Origin of the sequence: Okibacterium sp. HSC-33S16, assembly GCF_024171565.1 — a bacterium.
Classification (GTDB): Bacteria; Actinomycetota; Actinomycetes; order Actinomycetales; family Microbacteriaceae; genus Mycetocola_A.
Window position 1 is genome coordinate 185,303 of sequence record NZ_JALJZZ010000006.1, and the last position, 19,302, is coordinate 204,604.

At 64.1% G+C, this 19,302-nt stretch carries 16 protein-coding genes; 11 read left to right on the forward strand and 5 right to left on the reverse strand.

Going from position 1 to position 19,302, the window contains the following annotated elements; genetic code table 11:
- Nucleotides 1–38 precede the first annotated feature (38 nt).
- Entirely contained in the window at nt 39–857 is an 819-nt protein-coding gene (locus tag L1277_RS14070; protein ID WP_253377279.1) for a ParA family protein, read from the reverse strand.
- Nucleotides 858–932: 75 nt separating this feature from the next.
- Here L1277_RS14070 and L1277_RS14075 point away from each other — a divergent pair, with 75 nt between their 5' ends.
- The 3 genes from L1277_RS14075 (at nt 933) to L1277_RS14085 (ending at nt 6,243) form a co-directional block, all read left to right on the forward strand.
- Nucleotides 933–4,340 (forward strand): pyruvate carboxylase, encoded by a 3,408-nt coding sequence (locus L1277_RS14075; RefSeq protein ID WP_253377280.1) that lies wholly within the window; start codon nt 933–935, stop codon nt 4,338–4,340.
- Nucleotides 4,341–4,414: 74 nt separating this feature from the next.
- Entirely contained in the window at nt 4,415–5,755 is a 1,341-nt protein-coding gene (locus L1277_RS14080) for a MinD/ParA family protein (protein ID WP_253377281.1), read from the forward strand.
- Nucleotides 5,752–6,243 (forward strand): peptide deformylase, encoded by a 492-nt coding sequence (locus tag L1277_RS14085; RefSeq protein WP_253377282.1) that lies wholly within the window; start codon nt 5,752–5,754, stop codon nt 6,241–6,243. Before L1277_RS14080 ends, L1277_RS14085 begins: the two co-directional genes overlap by 4 nt.
- A 76-nt stretch (nt 6,244–6,319) precedes the next feature.
- Here L1277_RS14085 and L1277_RS14090 read toward each other — a convergent pair whose 3' ends face one another.
- Complete coding sequence (locus L1277_RS14090; RefSeq protein WP_253377283.1) at nt 6,320–8,143, reverse strand: long-chain fatty acid--CoA ligase; 1,824 nt, start codon at nt 8,141–8,143, stop codon at nt 6,320–6,322.
- Between the two features lie 178 nt (nt 8,144–8,321).
- On the opposite strand from L1277_RS14090, the gene L1277_RS14095 reads away from it, so the two are divergent.
- The 3 genes from L1277_RS14095 to L1277_RS14105 all read left to right on the forward strand — a co-directional run bounded on the left by L1277_RS14095 (nt 8,322) and on the right by L1277_RS14105 (nt 11,425).
- A complete protein-coding gene (locus L1277_RS14095) occupies nt 8,322–9,284 on the forward strand; it encodes an ROK family glucokinase (protein ID WP_253377284.1) in 963 nt (320 codons plus the stop codon).
- A gap of 17 nt (nt 9,285–9,301) precedes the next feature.
- On the forward strand, nt 9,302–9,991 hold the full coding sequence (locus tag L1277_RS14100) for a 1-acyl-sn-glycerol-3-phosphate acyltransferase (RefSeq protein ID WP_253377286.1): 690 nt from the start codon (nt 9,302–9,304) through the stop codon (nt 9,989–9,991).
- Nucleotides 9,992–10,057: 66 nt separating this feature from the next.
- Complete coding sequence (locus L1277_RS14105) at nt 10,058–11,425, forward strand: class II 3-deoxy-7-phosphoheptulonate synthase (RefSeq protein ID WP_374110251.1); 1,368 nt, start codon at nt 10,058–10,060, stop codon at nt 11,423–11,425.
- Nucleotides 11,426–11,523: 98 nt separating this feature from the next.
- Here the strand turns inward: L1277_RS14105 and pknB are convergent, their stop codons facing one another.
- Together pknB and L1277_RS14115 are read right to left on the reverse strand one after the other, a co-directional pair.
- Nucleotides 11,524–13,461 carry a Stk1 family PASTA domain-containing Ser/Thr kinase gene (gene pknB, locus L1277_RS14110; protein WP_253377288.1) on the reverse strand — a complete coding sequence of 646 codons (1,938 nt, stop codon included), beginning with the start codon at nt 13,459–13,461 and terminating at the stop codon, nt 11,524–11,526.
- A 112-nt stretch (nt 13,462–13,573) separates the two neighbouring features.
- Entirely contained in the window at nt 13,574–14,704 is a 1,131-nt protein-coding gene (locus tag L1277_RS14115) for a LysM peptidoglycan-binding domain-containing protein (RefSeq protein ID WP_253377290.1), read from the reverse strand.
- Between the two features lie 151 nt (nt 14,705–14,855).
- Between L1277_RS14115 and L1277_RS14120 the strand changes: the two genes are divergently transcribed.
- Complete coding sequence (locus L1277_RS14120) at nt 14,856–15,197, forward strand: Rv2175c family DNA-binding protein (protein WP_253377291.1); 342 nt, start codon at nt 14,856–14,858, stop codon at nt 15,195–15,197.
- A gap of 36 nt (nt 15,198–15,233) precedes the next feature.
- Here L1277_RS14120 and L1277_RS14125 read toward each other — a convergent pair whose 3' ends face one another.
- Complete coding sequence (locus L1277_RS14125; RefSeq protein ID WP_253377292.1) at nt 15,234–16,340, reverse strand: polyprenyl synthetase family protein; 1,107 nt, start codon at nt 16,338–16,340, stop codon at nt 15,234–15,236.
- 80 nt (nt 16,341–16,420) lie between these two features.
- Between L1277_RS14125 and L1277_RS14130 the strand changes: the two genes are divergently transcribed.
- From L1277_RS14130 to L1277_RS14145, 4 genes are all read left to right on the forward strand, one after another.
- Nucleotides 16,421–16,804 (forward strand): DUF3040 domain-containing protein, encoded by a 384-nt coding sequence (locus tag L1277_RS14130; RefSeq protein ID WP_253377293.1) that lies wholly within the window; start codon nt 16,421–16,423, stop codon nt 16,802–16,804.
- Nucleotides 16,805–17,199: 395 nt separating this feature from the next.
- Nucleotides 17,200–17,631, forward strand: coding sequence for a division/cell wall cluster transcriptional repressor MraZ (mraZ, locus tag L1277_RS14135; RefSeq protein WP_253377294.1), 432 nt, complete (start codon nt 17,200–17,202; stop codon nt 17,629–17,631).
- A 103-nt stretch (nt 17,632–17,734) separates the two neighbouring features.
- On the forward strand, nt 17,735–18,691 hold the full coding sequence (gene rsmH / locus L1277_RS14140; RefSeq protein WP_253377295.1) for a 16S rRNA (cytosine(1402)-N(4))-methyltransferase RsmH: 957 nt from the start codon (nt 17,735–17,737) through the stop codon (nt 18,689–18,691).
- Nucleotides 18,688–19,272, forward strand: a complete 585-nt coding sequence (locus L1277_RS14145; protein ID WP_253377297.1) for a hypothetical protein — start codon at nt 18,688–18,690, stop codon at nt 19,270–19,272. Before rsmH ends, L1277_RS14145 begins: the two co-directional genes overlap by 4 nt.
- Nucleotides 19,273–19,302: the final 30 nt, after the last annotated feature.

Genomic DNA, 19,302 nt, shown 5'->3' on the forward strand with positions numbered 1-19,302 from the left:
AATCACCGGTGGGCCATACAGATACCCGGGCGAGGGATCTAGCGGGCAGCTTTCGCGGGATCGGCGTATTCGCCCACACGGCCGGTGCGCAGCACACGGTCGAGCAGCAGGTCGAAGTTGTGCGCCATCTCCTGGGCACTGTCACCCGGCCAGATGTGCAGCGGTTTGGCCGCTCCCTGCGCCTGCTGGAGTGATGTGCGCTCGGGCAGCTGCGGGCTGAGAACCAGCGGGCCAAACATGTCACGCAGCTCCTTGATCCGGAACTGGTGCTCGAGGGACTGTGAACGGACACGGTTGACCACGATGCCGAGCGGCTGAAGCCGGGGGCTCAGGCCGCGACGGATCTCTTCGATCGCCCGCAGCGCGCGGTCAGCGGCGGCGACCGAGAAGAGGCCGGGCTCGGTGACAACGACAACACGGTCGCTTGCCGCCCATGCGGTGCGGGTCAACGCGTTGAGCGACGGTGCACAGTCAATGAGCACGAGGTCGTAGTCGTCCTCGACGTGAGCAAGAGCTTCTTCAAGCTTCCAGATGTCACGAATGGACGGGTGCGGGCCGTCGAAGTTGATCGCAGACGGGCTGCCGATGAGCACATCGACGGTGCCGGGGTGGGTCTTGGTCCAGCCGCTCGGCGAGATCGCCTGGCGGACAGTTTTTTCTTTCGGAGAGGCGAGAACATCTGCGACGTTCAATCGACCCGCGAGGGCGATATCCATGCCGGTCGAAACATCCGACTGTGGATCCAAATCGACGACGAGCGTCCTCACGCCCTTCGCGAAGGCCGCAGAGGCCAGGCCAAGGCTGACGGTGGTTTTCCCGACGCCTCCCTTGAGGCTCGAGACGCTTAGTACGTGCACAAGTAGATACGTTACCTTCACTAAGCTGGCAGAACCTAACTGTTCCCTGTGCGCTGTGCTGCCAGAGAGGTCTGCATGTTCAAAAAAATTCTCGTTGCCAACCGAGGCGAAATCGCGATCCGTGCCTTCCGGGCCGCCTATGAACTCGGGGCAAAAACCGTTGCAGTGTTCCCCTATGAGGACCGCAACTCAATGCACCGGCTCAAAGCTGATGAGGCCTATCAGATCGGCGAACCGGGCCACCCGGTGCGTGCGTACCTCGATGTATCCGAGATCATCCGGGTTGCACTCGAAGCCGGCGCTGACGCTATCTACCCCGGTTATGGCTTCCTCTCCGAGAACCCCGACCTCGCGGAACAGGCCGCCGCAAACGGCATCACCTTCATCGGTCCCACCTCGAACGTTCTGGAGATGGCCGGCAACAAGGTCACCGCTAAGAGCCACGCGATCGAGGCCGGCGTCCCGGTTCTCGCATCAACGCCGGCGTCCCGCGACATTGACGAGCTGCTCGCCGGTGCGGACGAAGTCGGTTTCCCACTCTTCGCCAAGGCCGTCGCCGGTGGCGGTGGACGCGGCATGCGCCGGGTGGAGACAAAGGAAGAACTCGCTCCGGCCCTCGCCGAAGCGATGCGCGAAGCCGACAGTGCGTTCGGTGACCCCACCATGTTTCTTGAGCAGGCCGTCCTGCGCCCGCGTCACATCGAGGTACAGATCCTCGCTGACGCCACCGGCGACACCGTTCACCTGTTTGAGCGTGACTGCTCCGTGCAGCGCCGCAACCAGAAGGTTGTCGAGATCGCCCCGGCCCCGAACATCAGCGATGAGCTGCGCCAGGCGCTGTACCGCGACGCTGTCGCTTTCGCCCGGTCGATCGGATACGTCAACGCCGGAACCGTCGAGTTCCTCCTCGATACCGCCGGCGAGCGCAAGGGCAAGCATGTCTTCATCGAAATGAACCCCCGCATCCAGGTTGAGCACACGGTGACGGAAGAGATCACCGACGTCGACCTCGTTCAGTCCCAGATCCGGATCGCGGCGGGGGAGACCCTCGCCGACCTCGGGCTCAGCCAGGACTCCATCCAGATGCACGGCGCCGCGCTGCAGTGCCGCATCACCACCGAGGACCCTGCACAAGGGTTCCGGCCGGACACCGGCAAGATCACCACCTACCGGTCGCCCGGTGGAGGCGGTGTTCGCCTCGACGGTGGAACCATCAACCCCGGCGCCCAGATCAGCCCGCACTTCGACTCCATGCTCGCGAAGATGACGTGCCGTGGCCGTGACTTCCCCGCAGCCGTGGCCCGGGCCAAGCGCGGACTCGCCGAGTTCCGGATCCGTGGCGTCTCCACCAACATCTCGTTCCTGCAGGCCGTTCTCGAGGACCCCGACTTCGTTGCGGGCGACCTCAGCACCTCGTTCATCGACGAGCGCCCTGAGCTCGTGCGTGGCCGCGTGTCGAAGGACCGCGGAACCAAGATCATGAACTGGCTCGCCGACGTGACGGTCAACCAGCCTCACGGCGCACGTCCGACGAACCTGCACCCGGCAGAGAAGCTCCCGGCGATCGACCTCTCGACACCGGCCCCCGCCGGATCACGCCAGCGCCTGCTCGAGCTCGGCCCGCAGGGTTTCGCCCGTGCGCTTCGTGAGCAGACCGCCCTTGCCGTCACCGAGACGACGTTCCGCGACGCTCACCAGTCGCTCCTCGCCACCCGCGTGCGCACCCGTGACCTGCTCGCTGCAGCCCCCCACGTCGCGAGGCTCACCCCCGAGCTTCTCTCCGTTGAGGCCTGGGGAGGTGCGACTTACGACGTCGCCCTCCGCTTCCTCGGCGAAGACCCCTGGGAGCGCCTGGCCAGCCTGCGCGAGGCCCTGCCGAACGTCGCCATCCAGATGCTCCTGCGAGGCCGCAACACGGTGGGTTACACGCCATATCCCACAGCGGTGACGGATGCCTTCGTGCGCGAAGCTGCGGACACTGGCGTTGGTATCTTCCGCATTTTTGATGCGCTCAACGATGTCAATCAGATGCGACCGGCCATCGATGCGGTGCTCGCAACCGGAACGACGGTCGCTGAAGTTGCGGTCTGCTACACCGGTGACCTGCTTGACCCGTCGGAGTCGCTCTACAACCTCGACTACTACCTGCGTCTGGCCGACGACATCGTCTCGGCCGGAGCGCACGTTCTGGCGATCAAGGACATGGCCGGCCTTCTGCGTCCGGCCGCGGCCGCGAAACTGGTTTCAGCCTTCCGCGAGCGGTTCGACGTGCCCGTCCACGTGCACACGCACGACACCGCGGGTGGCCAGCTGGCCACGCTGCTGGCTGCGAGCCAGGCCGGCGCGGATGCGGTTGATGTTGCGAGCGCACCGATGGCTGGCACCACCAGCCAGCCATCGGCATCCGCTCTCGTTGCCGCTCTGGCGCACACCGAGCGTGACACAGGCCTTTCGCTGCAGAACGTCACCGACCTTGAGCCGTACTGGGAAGCCGTTCGTCACATTTACAAGCCGTTCGAATCGGGGCTGGCTGGCCCGACCGGTCGTGTCTACACACACGAGATTCCGGGCGGGCAGCTGTCGAACCTGCGCCAGCAGGCCATCGCGCTCGGCCTGGCCGACCACTTCGAGCTCATCGAGGACATGTACGCGGCTGCCGACCGGATCCTCGGCCGCGTGCCCAAGGTGACACCGTCGTCGAAGGTTGTCGGCGACCTTGCGTTGTACCTCGCAGCTGTGAAGGCCGACCCGGCTGACTTTGCCGAAAACCCGGAGAAGTACGACGTACCCGACTCCGTTGTGGGATTCATGGCCGGTGAACTCGGCGACCTGCCGGGCGGTTGGCCCGAACCCTTCCGCAGCAAGGTGCTCGCCGGAAAGAACATCAACATTGAGGTTGCGCCGCTCAGCGCCGCCGACCAGACGCAGCTTGACGGCACAGCGGTCGAACGCCGAGCGGCGCTCAACCGCCTGCTCTTCCCTGCGCCGACGCAGCAGTTCCTGCAGACCCGGGAGCTCTTCGGTGACCTCTCCGTCGTCGACACCATTGACTACCTCTACGGACTCGAACCGGGCCAGGAGCACGTCATCGAGATCGACAAGGGTGTGCGCCTGTACGCGGGCCTCGAGGCGATCGGTGAGCCGGACGACAAGGGCATGCGCACCGTCATGACGACCCTCAACGGCCAGCTTCGGCCGGTGTTCGTTCGGGACACGAGCATCAAGGTCGAGACCAAGCCGGTCGAGAAGGCCGACACGTCGAAGCCAGGCCAGGTCGCAGCACCGTTCTCCGGTGTGGTCACCGTCAAGGTTGCCGAGGGTGACGTCGTTGAGGCGGGCCAGCCTGTCGCGTCGATCGAGGCCATGAAGATGGAGGCCGCGATCACCGCTGCGGTGGGTGGAACTGTGGAGCGTCTGGCCATCCCCACCACCCAGCAGGTGGAGGCGGGCGACCTCATCGTGGTCATCAGGCCGGGGGCGTAGAGTCCGGTTCTCGGCGTTCGGGGGCGCTGACGCCTAAACTAGTTGGCTGAACCCGAACGAAGGGGGTTGCTCTCATGGCACCCACTCAAGCTCCACGGGGGAACGCACGGCACTCAGGCGACCGGTCCACACCGGACGGTGTTGCCGAGCCCGTGCTTTCCACCGCTGACATCGACACGGCGTCGATCGACACGATCGACGCCGTGTCGTCGCGGGCCACCGTTTCCGTCCAGTTGCCCGCAGCGCCCATTCACGACATCCCCGACGACGAACAGGCCGTCGCCATCGACGACGTCGCTGTTCAGCCCGACTCGATCGAGGCCGGCGCTGTGTCGCCCACTCAGTCGGTCGAAGTGATCGCGACAATCGTCACGACGCCGATGGCTGCCGAACCGGCACCGGTGAGCGCGAGCGCACGCCGCAGTGAGACCGGAGGGGCAGAGTCATCGGCCCTGCTGACGAGCGAGCGCCTGCTTGAGGGTGCGCACGGCGTACGGCGACCACCGGAGGGTTTCTGGCGCAAACTCGTCTACGACGCCACCCGGCAGCGCGTCCACCTCGGTGACTCCGCGGAGGCCACCGCTCGCAAAGAGCTCGACGAGCGCATCCGCAAGCACTTTCACGGTGGTGCCCGGTTTGTTCCCGTGCTCACCCGCAAGGGCGGCGTCGGTAAAACGACGGTCACCGCACTGCTCGGTATGGCCCTCGCTGACGCCCGAGACGACCGGACAATAGCCATCGACGCGAACCCTGACCGCGGCACCCTGTCTGAGCGCATCGCCCGGCGAACCGACTACACCGTCCGCGACGTGGTTCGCGAGGTCGACTCGATCCGCGGATACAACGAATTTTCCACCATGGTCGCCCGTGACGAGACGCGACTGGACGTTCTGGCATCCGATACCGACCCACACCTGTCTGAAGCGTTCAACGCCGACGACTACGACACCGTGGCAGACCTGGCGTCGCAGTACTACTCGCTGGTGCTCACCGACTGTGGCACCGGAATTGTGCACTCCGTGATGGGGGCAACCCTTCGGCGAGCGGATGCCGTCGTCATCGTTTCCGGATCGAGCGTCGATGAGGCCCGGCTGGCGTCCGAAACGCTGACCTGGCTGGAGCAGAACGGCTTCGAACACCTCGTGGCGAACGCGATCGTCGCGCTCAACACGGCCACACAGGGTTCTCATATGGTGAATCTTGGTGAGATCGAGAGCCACTTCAAGTCCCGGGTGCGCGAAATTGTGCGTATTCCGTATGACCCGCAGCTTGCCGCGGGTTCCGCCATCTCGTTCGCCGACCTCAAACCGGTGACCCGGCACGCGGCACGAACGCTGGCGGCGCTTGTTGTCGAAGGCATGCCCACAACGCGACCCACCCTTTCCTCTCCCGCCCCGACCGAAAGACAGCAGTGACAGAACGACAGATCCGGCTCTTCGGAGACCCCGTGCTCAAGACAGCCTCCGACCCCATCGGAACCATCGATGATCGAGTCCGCGGGCTTGTCGAAGACCTCCTTGACAGCGTGCGCCCGCCCGGGCGTGCTGGTGTTGCCGCGAGCCAGATCGGGGTGAACCTCCGCGCCTTCAGCTACAACGTCGACGGGGAGATCGGATACATCCTGAATCCCGTGCTTGCCGAGACCCGGGGAGAACCGGAACTGGTCGACGAGGGGTGCCTCTCAGTGCCTGGGCTCTGGTACCCCACTCCGCGGTATCCGTTCGCTCGGGTCACGGGCATTGACCTCGACGGGAAGCCCGTCGAGGTCTCCGGCACCGGAGTGCTCGCCCAGGCGCTGCAGCACGAGACCGACCACCTCAACGGGATGCTCTACCTTGACCGACTCGGCAAAGAGCACCGTCGGGCCGCCATGAAGGAAGTGCGCGAGAGCAGCTGGTTCTAGCTCTCGCTCGGCCACGAGAAAAGCATCCCCGCTCCGAAATCGGAGCGGGGATGCTTTTTTCGAACCGTGGTCCGACTTACTTCAGAGACATTCCCTGGGTGGGAACGTCCGTGTAAAGACCGTCGATGACCGGCGCAAAGTCCTTGAGGATGACGTGGCGCTTGATGCTGAGCTTCGGCGTTAGATGTCCGCTCGCCTCCGTGAATTCAGTGGCGAGGACGATGAACTTCCGAATCGACTCTGCGCGGGATACCCGCGAGTTTGCGGTGTCAATGGCGCGCTGGATCTCGGCGAGGACCGCCGGGTTCTTCGCCGCCTGGTCGAGGGTCAGGGTGGCGTCCTGGCCGTTATTGCCCAGCCATGTGCCGATCATCTCAGTGTCGAGAGTGATTAGCGCCGAAATGAATGGACGCTGGTCGCCCACGACAACCACCTGGCCGACGACCGGGTTCGACCGGATAGGGTCCTCGAGCGCGGCCGGGGCAACATTCTTCCCAGCGGCCGTGACGATGATCTCCTTCTTACGTCCGGTGATGGTGAGGTTACCGTCGGCGTCGAACGATCCCAGGTCACCGGTGCGGAACCAGCCGTCGTTGAAGGCTTCAGCGGTTGCCTCCGGGTTCTTCCAGTACTCCTTGAAGACGTTGTTTCCCTTGACCTCGATCTCGCCATCGTCAAGCGTCCGGATGGAGACGCCGGGCATGGGCGGGCCAACGGTTCCGATGGGCGTCTTGCCCGGACGGCCAACGGTCGCGGGGGCTGTGGTTTCAGTCAGTCCGTAGCCCTCGAGGATTTCGATGCCGAGGCTGTGGAAGAAGTGTCCGAGTCGTGAGCCGAGCGGTGCCGAGCCCGAAACGGCATACTCGATGTTCCCGCCCAGTGTGGTGCGGAGCTTGTTGTAGACGAGCCTGTCGAAGAGGAGGAACTTGGCCTTCAGCCCGAACGGCACGGTTCCGGCCTGGCGGGCCTTCGAGTACTCGACCGCGACATCGGCGGCCGCGCGGAAGATCTTGCCCTTTCCGCCGGCCTCTGCCTTCTGCTCGGCGGAGTTGTACACCTTCTCGAACACGCGCGGCACGGCCAGGAGGTACGTCGGTTTGAATGACCCGAGCGCCTGGATCAGCTGTTTGGTGTCTGGCTGGTGGCCGGTCTTGACGCCCGCGTGCACGTTGAGCACAGAAATAAACCGGGCAAAGATGTGCGCGAGAGTGATGAAGAGGACGGTCGACGACCCATTTTTTCCCTCCACCACTTCGTGGAGCGCTACCGCAGAGTTGCGCGACAGTTCAACGAAGTTGGAGTGGGTGATCACACAGCCCTTCGGCTTGCCGGTCGATCCTGACGTGTAGATGAGGGTTGCGATGTCCGAACCGACCGCCAGCGAGCGGCGACGTTCGATTTCCTCGTCGGAAACTTCGGTCCCCGCGGCGGATAACTTATCGAGGTCGCCGAGCGCGATCTGCCAGACATTGCGGATCAACGGGAGATCGGGGTGAACCTCGTCAAATCGTGCAAAGTGGTCAGCGGTCTCGAGGATGACGGCAACGGCACCGGAGTCCTCCATGTTCCACTGGACCTGGCTGGGTGAGCTGGTCTCGTAGATGGGCACGAGGATCGCGCCGGTGAACCAGGTCGCGAAGTCAATGAGCGTCCACTGGTAGCTCGTCTTGCACATCAGGCCGATCTTGTCGCCCGGCTGGATTCCAGCTGCGGTCAATCCTTTGGCGAGTGCAACGACCTGCCGGAGAAACTCTTCGGCGCTGACGTCGGTCCAGCCGCCGTTGTCCGGAACGGCAAACAGGGGAGCGGTTGGGGTAAGTTTCACTCGCTCGACAAGCAGGTCCGTCGTGTTCGCTGTCGGGTCGGCGGTGACAACTGCGGGGACATCGAACTGTTCCAAGGTATCTCCTTCGGTACCTAGAGGGGCAGGGTACGTCTACTCTAGGGGGCTTACGCCGTGCGCCACTGGCTAGATGGCGCGGGTTGGACCGGATCACTAAAGTGAGAGGTACTGGCGCGGCCCGTTGTTGTCGCTTTCGTCAGGTCACTTATCCTTCTCGCAAACTGGAGGCCCGCGCGTGCACGCAATCGGCATCGACATCGGTGGAACCAAGATCGCCGGAGCTCTCGTCGATGAAGATGGCGACATCGTCCGTGAATCGCGGGTACCGACGCCACAGTCCACCCAGTTGATTGAGGATGCCGTTGTGGCCATGGTCACCGAGCTGGCGGCGGGAGAAGCGATCGACGGTGTCGGCGTTGCTGCCGCCGGTTTCATCGACGCGGCTCAGTCAACGGTGTACTACGCGCCCAATATCAGCTGGCGGAACGAGCCGTTCCAGGCCCGCCTGTCTGCGCGGCTCTCTTTTCCTATTGTGATCGACAACGACGCGAACGCCGCCGGCTGGGCCGAGTTCCGATTCGGTGCTGGGCGTCTTTTTAGTGACATGGTTATGCTCACCGTCGGAACCGGAGTGGGCGGCGCGATCGTCACCGAGGACCGACTGTTCCGCGGCGGCTTCGGAGCGGGCGCCGAGCTCGGCCACATGCGACTCATTCCCGATGGTCTTCCGTGCGGCTGCGGCCAGCACGGCTGCCTCGAACAGTACGGGTCGGGGCGGGCCCTTCTGCGGTTTGCCAACAACTTCGCCGACGCAGGCGGCATGGGACAGGCCCTGGCCGACCGTCGGGCCGAGGTCGGCACCCTCTCCGGTCACGACGTCTCCGACCTCATCATGGCCGGGGATGGCGGTGCCCTCGCTGCACTGCGTGAGCTCGGGCATTGGCTCGGTCAGGGCTGTGCAAGCCTCGGCGCCATCCTCGATCCGCAACTCTTCGTCATCGGAGGGGGAGTGGCCCAGGCCGGTGACCTGCTGCTCGAGCCGATTCGCCAGGCGTACCTCGAGCACCTCCCGGCGAGGGGCTTCCACCCCGAGCCCGAGTTCCGCATCGCCGAACTGGTGAATGACGCCGGTGTCGTTGGAGCAGCAGACCTCGCCCGCGTCGCCGCACGGCGTACCACCGGCTCCGCGCAGCTGTAGAGCATACTGGGACAACGATGTTCTACTGGTTCATGAAGTACCTGGTGGCGGGGCCGCTGCTGAAATCCCTCTTCCGCCCGTGGGTCATTGGGCAGGAAAACATACCCAAGACCGGTGGCGCCATTCTCGCTTCCAATCACCTGTCGGTGATCGACTCCGTCTTCCTGCCGCTCTACCTCGACCGGCGCATCTCCTTCCTGGCCAAGAGCGACTACTTCACAGGTAAGGGCCTCAAAGGCTGGGCCACCCGCGTCTTCATGACCGCAACCGGCCAGCTGCCGATCGACCGCTCGGGCGGCAAGGCGTCCGAAGCATCGCTGCGCACCGGCCTGCGGGTCCTCGGCAGCGGCTCGCTGCTCGGCATATACCCCGAGGGAACCCGCAGTCCGGATGGCAAGATGTACCGCGGCCGCACCGGTGTGGCACGCATGGTGCTCGAAGCCGGTGTGCCGATCATCCCGGTCGCCATGATCGACACCGAAAAAATGATGCCGATCGGCACCACCCTTCCACGACTGCGCCGCATTGGAATCGTCATCGGTAAACCGCTCGACTTCAGCCGCTTCGAGGGCATGGAAGGCGACCGCTTCATCCTCCGTTCGATCACCGACGAGCTGATGTACGAACTGCAGCAATTGAGTCTGCAGGAATACGTCGATGTCTACGCAACCAGCGTCAAGGAGAAGGCCGCGATCGAATCGCGCTAGTCTGGGAACGTTGTCTGTTTCCCTCCGGAAGCAGGCTTTTCCCCTTCTCTCAGGACAGGATGTTCCGTGGTAGATCCAAACGACCCGGTGGTATTGGCAGATGACTCTGTGATTGCCGGCTTGGACTATTGGCGTGAACTGCCGATCAAGCAACAACCGCAATGGCCGGACACGGATGCTGTCGCTCACGCGTCAGCACAGATCGCGTCGTTCCCTCCGCTCGTCTTCGCCGGCGAGGTCGACATCCTGCGCGAACGGCTCGCACGCGCGGCCTCCGGAGATGCCTTCCTGCTCCAGGGTGGCGACTGTGCCGAAACGTTTGCTGGTGCGACGGCCGACCAGATCCGCAACCGGGTGAAGACCATCCTGCAGATGGCCGTCGTTCTCACCTACGGTGCGTCGATGCCCGTGATCAAGATGGGTCGCATGGCCGGCCAGTTTGCCAAGCCGCGTTCGAGCGACACCGAGACCCGCGGCGATGTCACCTTGCCCGCGTACCGCGGCGACATCGTCAACGGCTACGACTTCACCCCGGAGTCGCGTCGCGCCGACCCGGCACGACTCGTTGAGGGCTACCACACGGCGGCATCCACGCTCAACCTCATCCGTGCGTTCACGCAGGGCGGCTTCGCTGACCTGCGCGAGGTGCACAGCTGGAACAAGGGCTTCGCGGCCAACCCGGCCAATCACCGGTACGAGCAACTGGCCCGTGATATCGACAAGGCCATCCGGTTCATGGAGGCGGCTGGCGCTGACTTCGACGAACTGAAGCGCGTCGAGTTCTACACCGGCCACGAGGGCCTCCTGATGGACTACGAGCGGCCGATGACACGGATCGACTCGCGCACCGGAACGCCATACAACACGTCGTCCCACTTCCTGTGGATCGGGGAGCGCACGCGCGACCTCGATGGTGCCCACGTCGACTTCCTCTCCCGGGTGCGTAACCCGATCGGAGTGAAGCTCGGTCCGTCGACGACGCCCGAGACCATGCAGAAGCTCATCGACAAGCTGGACCCGAACCGTGAGCCCGGTCGCCTGACCTTCATCACGCGGATGGGTGCCGGCAAGATTCGCGACGCCCTGCCTCCGCTGCTGGAAGCGATCAAGGCGTCGGATGCCAATCCGCTGTGGGTCACTGACCCGATGCACGGCAACGGAATCACGACGCCCAACGGGTACAAGACGCGTCGGTTCGACGACGTGGTCGACGAGGTCAAGGGCTTCTTCGAAGCACACCGGGCAGCAGGAACGCACCCGGGTGGAATCCATGTCGAGCTGACCGGTGACGACGTCACCGAGTGCCTCGGTGGTTCGGAGCAGCTCGACGAAGCCGCTTTGGCCACGAGGTACGAGTCGCTCTGCGATCCTCGCCTCAACCACATGCAGTCCCTCGAGCTTGCCTTCCTGGTGGCTGAGGAACTGGCGAAGTAAGACACTCCGTACGACAACGAACCCCCTCGAGCCGCGGCTCGAGGGGGTTCGTTGGTTGCGGCGCGACCGGGGTCAGGCACAGTCGCCAGTATCGACGTTTAGGGTGCTTCGAAGAGGTACGAGGTCAGCGTCACCGTCGACCCGCGCTTAATGGCGGTGCCGCCTGCTGGGTCTGACTGGTCGACGGTCACGAGTGGGAAGCCCCAGTTGGCCTCGGCCACGTCGCTGATCACCTTCACCGTGAAGCCGAGCTTCTCGAGTTCTGTCTTCGCCTCGGCCAGGATCCGGCCGCTGACGTCCGGAACCGTGACGAGGTCCTGGCCCTTGGAAACCACCAGGGTGATAGTGTCGCCCGGGCGGACGGTGCCCTCGGGCACGTCCGCGCCCAGCACGGTGCCCTTGTCGACGTCGTCGCTGAATTCTTCCCTGCTCTTGTCTGCCACAACGAGGCCGCGATCGGTCAGTGCCGCGCGTGCCTCATCGGGAGTCATTCCGGCGACGGAAGGGATACCCCCGAGTGAGACCGCAATATCGACGGTTTCGCCTTGAAGGATTTCACCGCCTGCCGACAGATCGGCGCCGCTGGAAGCATCCGTCGCTGTCAGAACGAGTCCTTCGCCAGCGTCACCGTTGAATTGTTCATCGACGGCGCCGAGGGTGAGCCGGTTGTCGGTGAGGAACGCTTCAACGTCGGTGCGGCTCATTCCGGCCATAGCGGGCAGTGCGACCGGGGCGCGGCCGAGGGACACATTCACCGTGACGGCGCTGCCCTTATCGACGAATGCTCCGGACGCCGGGTCGGTGCTTGAGACAAGACCGGCCGTGACGTCGAAGTTGTACTCCTCGCCCCGTGTCACCGTGAGGCCGAGTTCTTCGAGTGTCTGTGCCGCCGCGTCTGGGTCCTCATTGACGAGGGAGGGGATCGAGACGGAGGAGCCGGGCCCGGCCGCGAAATACCAGCCGGTACCGCCGGAAAGCGCCGCGAGAAGCAGGATGAGGCCGAGGATCCAGTAGCCCTTGGTGCGACGTTTGGCAGTCACCGTGCTCAGCGCGGATGCGGCGTCGACCGGGTCGACGGGGTCGGTGCGCATGGAGGGTGACGTCAGTACCTGCGTGAAGCCGTCGACATCGCTTGCGGGTGGAGGTGTTGCCATCACCATGGTGGCCTGGCTGTTTGAGGAACCACCGTAGCCGAGCTGCTTTTCGACCTCTCGAAGCCGCTCCAGCAGTTCTCGAGCGTCGGCGGGGCGCTGGTCAGGAGAGCGTTCGGTGGCCCACAGCACGAGATCGTCGAGCGCGTCTGGAACATCGGGGTTCACGGCGCTCGGCCGCGGCACCGACTCGTTGGCGTGCTGGTAGGCGATCTGCATGGGCTGTTCGCCCTTGTACGGCTGCTCACCGGTGAGCATCTCGTACATCATGATGCCGAGCGCGTAGATGTCGCTGCGGGCGTCAGCAACGCCGCGGGTGACGAGTTCGGGGGAGAGGTAGGCGATGGTGCCGAGCAGCGATTGGCCCGTAGCGGTGTTGGCGCTGGCCGCACGCGCAAGTCCGAAGTCGCTGATCTTGATGCGGCCGTCATCGGCGAGGAGTACGTTCTCCGGCTTGACGTCGCGGTGGATGATGCCGGCGCGGTGGGCTGCGGCGAGCCCACTGGTGACTGCATCCATGATGTCCATCACCTGGCGGGCGGTCAGCTTGCCGTGGTCACGCAGCAGTTCGCGCAGGGTGATTCCCGGCAGGTACTCCATCACCAGGTAGGCGAGGTCGGAGTCCTGGCCCTGGTCGAAGACGCTGACGACGTGCGGATCGGCAAGACGCGCGGCGCTTCGCGCTTCCTGGACGAACCGGTTGCGGAAGTTGCTGTCGTCAGCGAGGTGTCCGTGCATGACCTTGATCGCAACGCGCCGTTCGAGGCGGCGGTCGGTTGCCAGGTAAACCGTCGCCATACCACCCCGGGCGATGCGAGAGCGCACGTCATAACGGTCGTCAATGAGACGTCCGATAATCGGGTCGGTTTGTTGGCTGGTTGTCACGAACGAAAGTCTATGGAGCCGTGAACGCTCAGCGCTGGCAAAACACCGTGCGCCCCGCTAATCAGGGTCAATTCGTGACCTGATCGTAAGGTTGTCCCGGCGCGTACGTCGATCAACCCAGCTCGGCGAGCCAGGCGCGCGCCGATGCTTCCCACTTCGCGTATGCGTCGGGATGATCGGACTTTTGTACCGCCTGGGCCGCCGCGGTCACGCTCATCGATTGCCAGCCGGGTACATCGAGCAGGCCTGACGTCAGACCGGGATTCGGATTCGACGAACCGCCGAAGAACGCCTTGGTGGCCCGTATCGGGTCACGTACCTGGTCGGCGGTGCCCCATCCCATGCTCGGGCGCTGCTGGAACAAGCCCATCGAATCGCGGTCGCCGTGCTGCACGTTGCGAAGACTCGACTCCTGCGCTGCAGCGGCAAGCGCGATAACGATGCCGTAGTCACCGACGCCCAATGAACGGGCGGTTGACACGATCACTGACGCGTTCGCGCGCATTTCCGCGGACAGCGGTGTCACAGTCTGGGGTGTCTGGGGCGCCTGCAGAGGCGGCGCTGGGGCAGGAGCCGGAGCCGGAGCCGCTTGCGTGGCGCCGGCTGCGGGGATGGCGATGTTCTGTCCCGGGTAGATGATGCTGGCGGAACTCAGGCCGTTCGCCGCGAAGACAGCGGCAACACTGACGCCATGCGCGGACGCGATGCCGGAAATGGTGTCGCCGGAAACCACGGTGTACGTTGAGGCGGCCGGGGCCGACGGTGCCGGCGTTGGGGCATCCGGACTGGCCGTTGCCCCGGTCAGAAGGAGAACCTGGCCGGGGAAGATCATGCTGGACCAACCCAGTCCATTGAGCGCGAGGACTGACGCCGTGGCGAGACCGAATTTCGAAGCGATGCCAGAAATAGTGTCACCTGACTCGACGGTGTACTGCGCGGGCGCGGCCTGGACGACGACAGGGGCCGGGGCGGCACGTGGGGGAGTCGGTGCAGGAACGCTCGAGCGTGGCTTCGGCGCAGAAGGCGCGGCGTGAGCTGTCGCGGGCAGGGCGATCTGCATGCTGGCCGCGATGGATCCGGTCAAGACCAGCGGCAACGTGAGGTTGCGGGTGCGACGGCGGCTTGCCGCGCGGGCGGCGGTGCGCAGCGCAAGCGCCGATTCGGCGGTGTCGGTGGAGTCCGACGTCCGGTCGGAGTCCGAAGTGGCTGGAGAGAGTAGGTAAGACGCTGGTGGCAACGGCATGGGATGACCCCCGTTCGTGTGACAGTCGGTACACACGTTCCCACAGAGTTGTGTCGCGAGTCAATCAATGTGACTGGTGTGACTGGTGCGAAACAGGCGAGTTGATACTTCGTGAGTGGGATCCGGTCGGGCGGCATGGCAGACTCTTACCGTGACGAACATCTTTCCTGAGCGCCAGTGGCTGACTCTTTCTGAGACCGCTGACGCACTTGGTGTAACCCAGAGCCGAATTCGTAAACTCATCGAGGAGCGCCAGCTCGTCGCCGTCAAGCGCGATGGTGTATTGAGCATTCCCGCGGACTTCCTTCGCGACAATGAGCCGCTGAGCGAGCTGCGTGGCACTCTCTTCGTGCTCGGCGATGCTGGCTTCCGCGACGATGACGCGATTCAGTGGTTGCTCACTGAGGAGGAGAGCCTGCAGGTCGCTCCCATCGACGCGCTTCGTGCCGGTCGCAAGGCCGAAGTCCGCCGGGTAGCTCAGGCTCTCGCCTAAAGGGTCGAGCTCGCTCGGTCGAATTCGCGCGGTCGCTTAGTAAGTTCGCCGCGTGACAGCGTCCGCCAGGTCGCGGAGTTGTGCCGTTGCGGTCGGCGACAGTGATGCCGACGCCAGAGACCTCGTTGCACGGTCGACGTTATTCTCGATCATCGCTTCAACCTGATCGACGGCGCCGGATTCCCGAATCGTCGCTTGGAGGGCCGCAATCTGGGTGTCATCCATGTCGGGGTCGCCGAGGAGCTCGTCGAGGATCCGTCGCGCTGATGCAGGAATTGCGGTGCGAGTCAGGGCAATCAGGACTGTGCGCTTGCCCTCCCGGAGATCGTCGCCACTGGGCTTCCCGGTGACGGCCGCGTCGCCGAAGACACCCAGCAGGTCGTCACGAAGCTGGAAAGCCACTCCCAATGGCAATCCAAACGACCTCAGCGCCCCCAGTTGGTCGGCTGTGGCGCCCGCGAGGAGAGCGCCAAGCGCAAGCGGGCTCTCGATGCTGTACTTCGCAGACTTATAGATGAGGACCTGCTGTGCACGGCTGAGTTGTGACTCGTCGTCGTGTGCGCGCCAGGCTCGCTCTTCGAGGATGTCGAGGTACTGGCCGGCGGTGACTTCGGTGCGCATCCGGTTGAACTCGGAACGGGCGGCGCGGGCGACCGGTCGCGAGCACCTATCAAGGGCGTCGTCGAGCAGCTCGTCGCTCCAGCCAAGCAGCAGGTCGCCGAGGAGCGTCGCTGCCGCGCGACCATACTCTTCCCCGTTTCCAGCCCATCCGCCGTCGGTATGCAGCTGTTCGAAACGGCGGTGTCCACTTGGCGCGCCCCGCCGGGTGTCGGAGTTGTCGATGATGTCATCGTGAATCAGAGCCGCTGCGTGAAAAATCTCTAGCGCGCTTGCCACGGAAATGATGTCGTCGAGGCTGGCTGCACCGTCCGCTGGAGGGTGCCCGGGTGCTTCAGAAACGCTTTGCCAGCCCCAGTAGCAGAACCGTGCACGGAACCTCTTGCCACCGCTGAGAAACTCCCGAGAAAAGGCGGCAAAGGGATCCAGTCCCGACCCTACCTGAGCGAGAATTGTCTTCCTCGATGTAATGAACTCGCCAATCCGAGACTGGACAAGGTCGTTCAGATTGACGGTTTCATTCACATCGCTAGCCTAGCCATCAGAGCGACGCTAGAATTGACAGGGATGAACCTGCGTCGCACCCGAAGTTGGAGGGGAACATCATGCCACTGTCTGAACAGGAGCAACGGCTTCTTGATGAGATGGAGCGCAACCTCTACAGGAACGACGCTGATTTCGTCTCGACCGTCGGAAACCGTAAGGGCCGCCCGAGCTATCGCAATATTGCCGTCGGCTGCGTCGTCACCATTGTGGGTGCCGGAGCTCTCGTCGCTGGCGTGATTCTCCAGCAGCCCATCATCGGCATCATCGGTTTTGCCGCGATGCTGGTCGGGGTCATGGTTGCCATTTCTCCAGGGAAGGGCACACCTGGTGCTGAGCCGCGTTCTGCATTCCCCGGGGCAGCAGGCGGAACCAAGCCGAAGGCGTCCGCGTCATTTATGGATCGGATGAATGATCGCTGGGATAAGCGACAAGACGATCACTAAGTAATTCTTCGTCTCGACGGTCACGCCGAGACCCGCAACGTCTGAGAAGGGCCGACCATCATGGTCGGTCCTTTTTTGTTGCCATTTTTCGGTCGCCGACCGGCTCGCCCGAGCCACGATTCTCGCGCGGATAGCCACGATCGCTTGTACTCCACTTTGCTCCACCGGTTGTCGCCGAGCCACTCGAGCTGAAGCTCACGGGCCTGGGAGACGGCCCCAGCGCCATCCTTTCGACCCGATAGCTCCATTTCCCTCCACCGCTGTGTGCCCCGTAATGGTGCGGAATTTCGACAAGCGAATAGTGCGATTACGCCGGTTTTCGTAGATATGTGGGGCTAAGTGGAGTAAAGTGGAGGCAACCTGATGCGTGGCCGGAATCGAAGGGGGGTCTGCCGATGTTTCTTGGCACCTATGCCCCCAAGCTCGACGAAAAAGGCCGCATCATCCTCCCCGCGAAGTTTCGGGACGAACTGGCCGGGGGAGTCGTCATGACTCGCGGGCAGGAACACTGCGTTTACGTGTTCAGCACTCGTGAGTTCGAAGCGCTTCACGACAAGATTCGCCAGGCGCCCGTCACCAGCAAGCAAGCCCGTGACTACCTCCGTGTCTTTCTCTCCGGAGCGAGCGCCGAGACACCGGACAAGCAGAACCGGGTCACCGTGCCGGCTTCGCTCCGGACCTATGCCGGGCTGTCGCGCGACCTCACCGTGATCGGTGCCGGAAGCCGTGCCGAAATCTGGGACACCGAGGCCTGGGAGAAGTACCTCGAAGAGCAGGAAGCTGCCTTCGCCGACACCGCAGAGGAGGTGATTCCTGGATTGTTCTAGTCCCTGAGCTCTGACTCCCAGCCGTTCGCTCGCCCTGACACACTTCCCCGGTGCCAGGTCCGAATGGATGGGGATCAGGATTCAGGGGCAGTCCGGAGAAACTATGGAATTCCACAACATTCACACCCCGGTCATGCTCGACCGAACCCTCGAGCTGTTGGGCCCCGCGCTGGACAAGCCCGGAGCTGTCCTCATCGACGCCACGCTCGGAATGGGCGGACACGCCGAGGCCTTCCTTGAGCGCTTCCCGGAGCTGCAGCTCGTTGGCCTCGACCGGGATCTTGACGCATTGGCGATCGCCGAGGAGCGGCTCAAGCGTTTCAGCGACCGCTTCCACCCGGTGCACACCGTGTACGACGGCATCGCTGACGCGCTGGCCGAGTCGGGATTCGAGGCCGCTGATGGCATCCTGTTCGATCTCGGGGTTTCTTCGCTTCAATTGGACCGGGCGGAGCGCGGGTTTTCCTACTCGCAGGATGCGCCGCTCGACATGCGCATGGACGCGACAAGCGATCTCACGGCTGAGGTCATTCTCGCGACCTACCGCGAGGGCGACCTGCGCCGAATCTTCGAGGACTACGGCGAAGAGAAACTTGCCGGCCGGTATGCCCGGAAGATCATTGAAGCCCGCCAGGTCGAGCCCATCACTCGATCAGGACAGCTCGTCCAGTTGCTGCAGGAGGCGACTCCCGCGGCGGTGTCGCGCGCTGGACACCCGGCTAAGCGTGTCTTCCAGGCACTGCGTATCGAGGTCAACACCGAACTCAGCGTGCTGAGGCGGGCGATCCCTGCGGCGCTTGGCACCCTGTCAGTCGGCGGACGCATTGTCGTGCTGTCGTACCAGTCGCTCGAGGACCGCATTGTGAAGCGCGACTTTTCGGCGGCCACCTCATCTACCTCACCGGCGGACCTGCCGGTCGAGCTTCCCGAGCACAGCGCGCGATTCCGGCTCCTGGTGCGCGGAGCCGAACTGGCGACAGACGAAGAAAAAGCTGAAAACCCGCGAGCGACGCCCGTCCGCTTGCGTGCAGCAGAACGAGTGAAAGCAGACAACTCATGAGTGCGAACCTGGCGACCGCGTTCCCCCTTTCCGCACCAGCACCACGACGGAGCACGCCGGAGCGGCCGCTCCGCGCCGTCCCGGCGAGTGCTGCACGCCGGGCGCGTCCCAAGATCGCCTACGCCGTCGGCGCCGTCGCCGGCATGCTCGCCATCGTGGCTACCCAGTTGTTGCTGAGCGTTGGACTAAGCCACGGCGCGTACGAGATCTCCGCTCTGACCAAGCAGCAGACCCAGCTGACCTGGGAGAAGCAGGCCGTGACCGACGACCTCCTCGAGGTGTCGTCACCGCAGTTCATCGCGGCGAACGCCCAGGCTCTCGGCATGGTCATCAGCGGGACGCCCGCCTACCTGCGACTGTCGGACGGTGGCATCGTCGGCGTTCCTGCCGCAGGCACCGCCGACAGCAGCGTGCCCGTCGGCGCCTCGACCCTCGTCGCCAACTCTTTGATTGCTGACCTTCCGCTCGTGACCGTTCCGGAACAGACCGTTGATCCCGCCAACTCTGGCGTGGCAGATCCTGATGCTCCGGTGGCCCCCATATCGTTGGACAACGGGATCCCGTCGCCTCAAACCCACTAAACGCCGGGGCTTAGTGCGAAGGAAAACGAA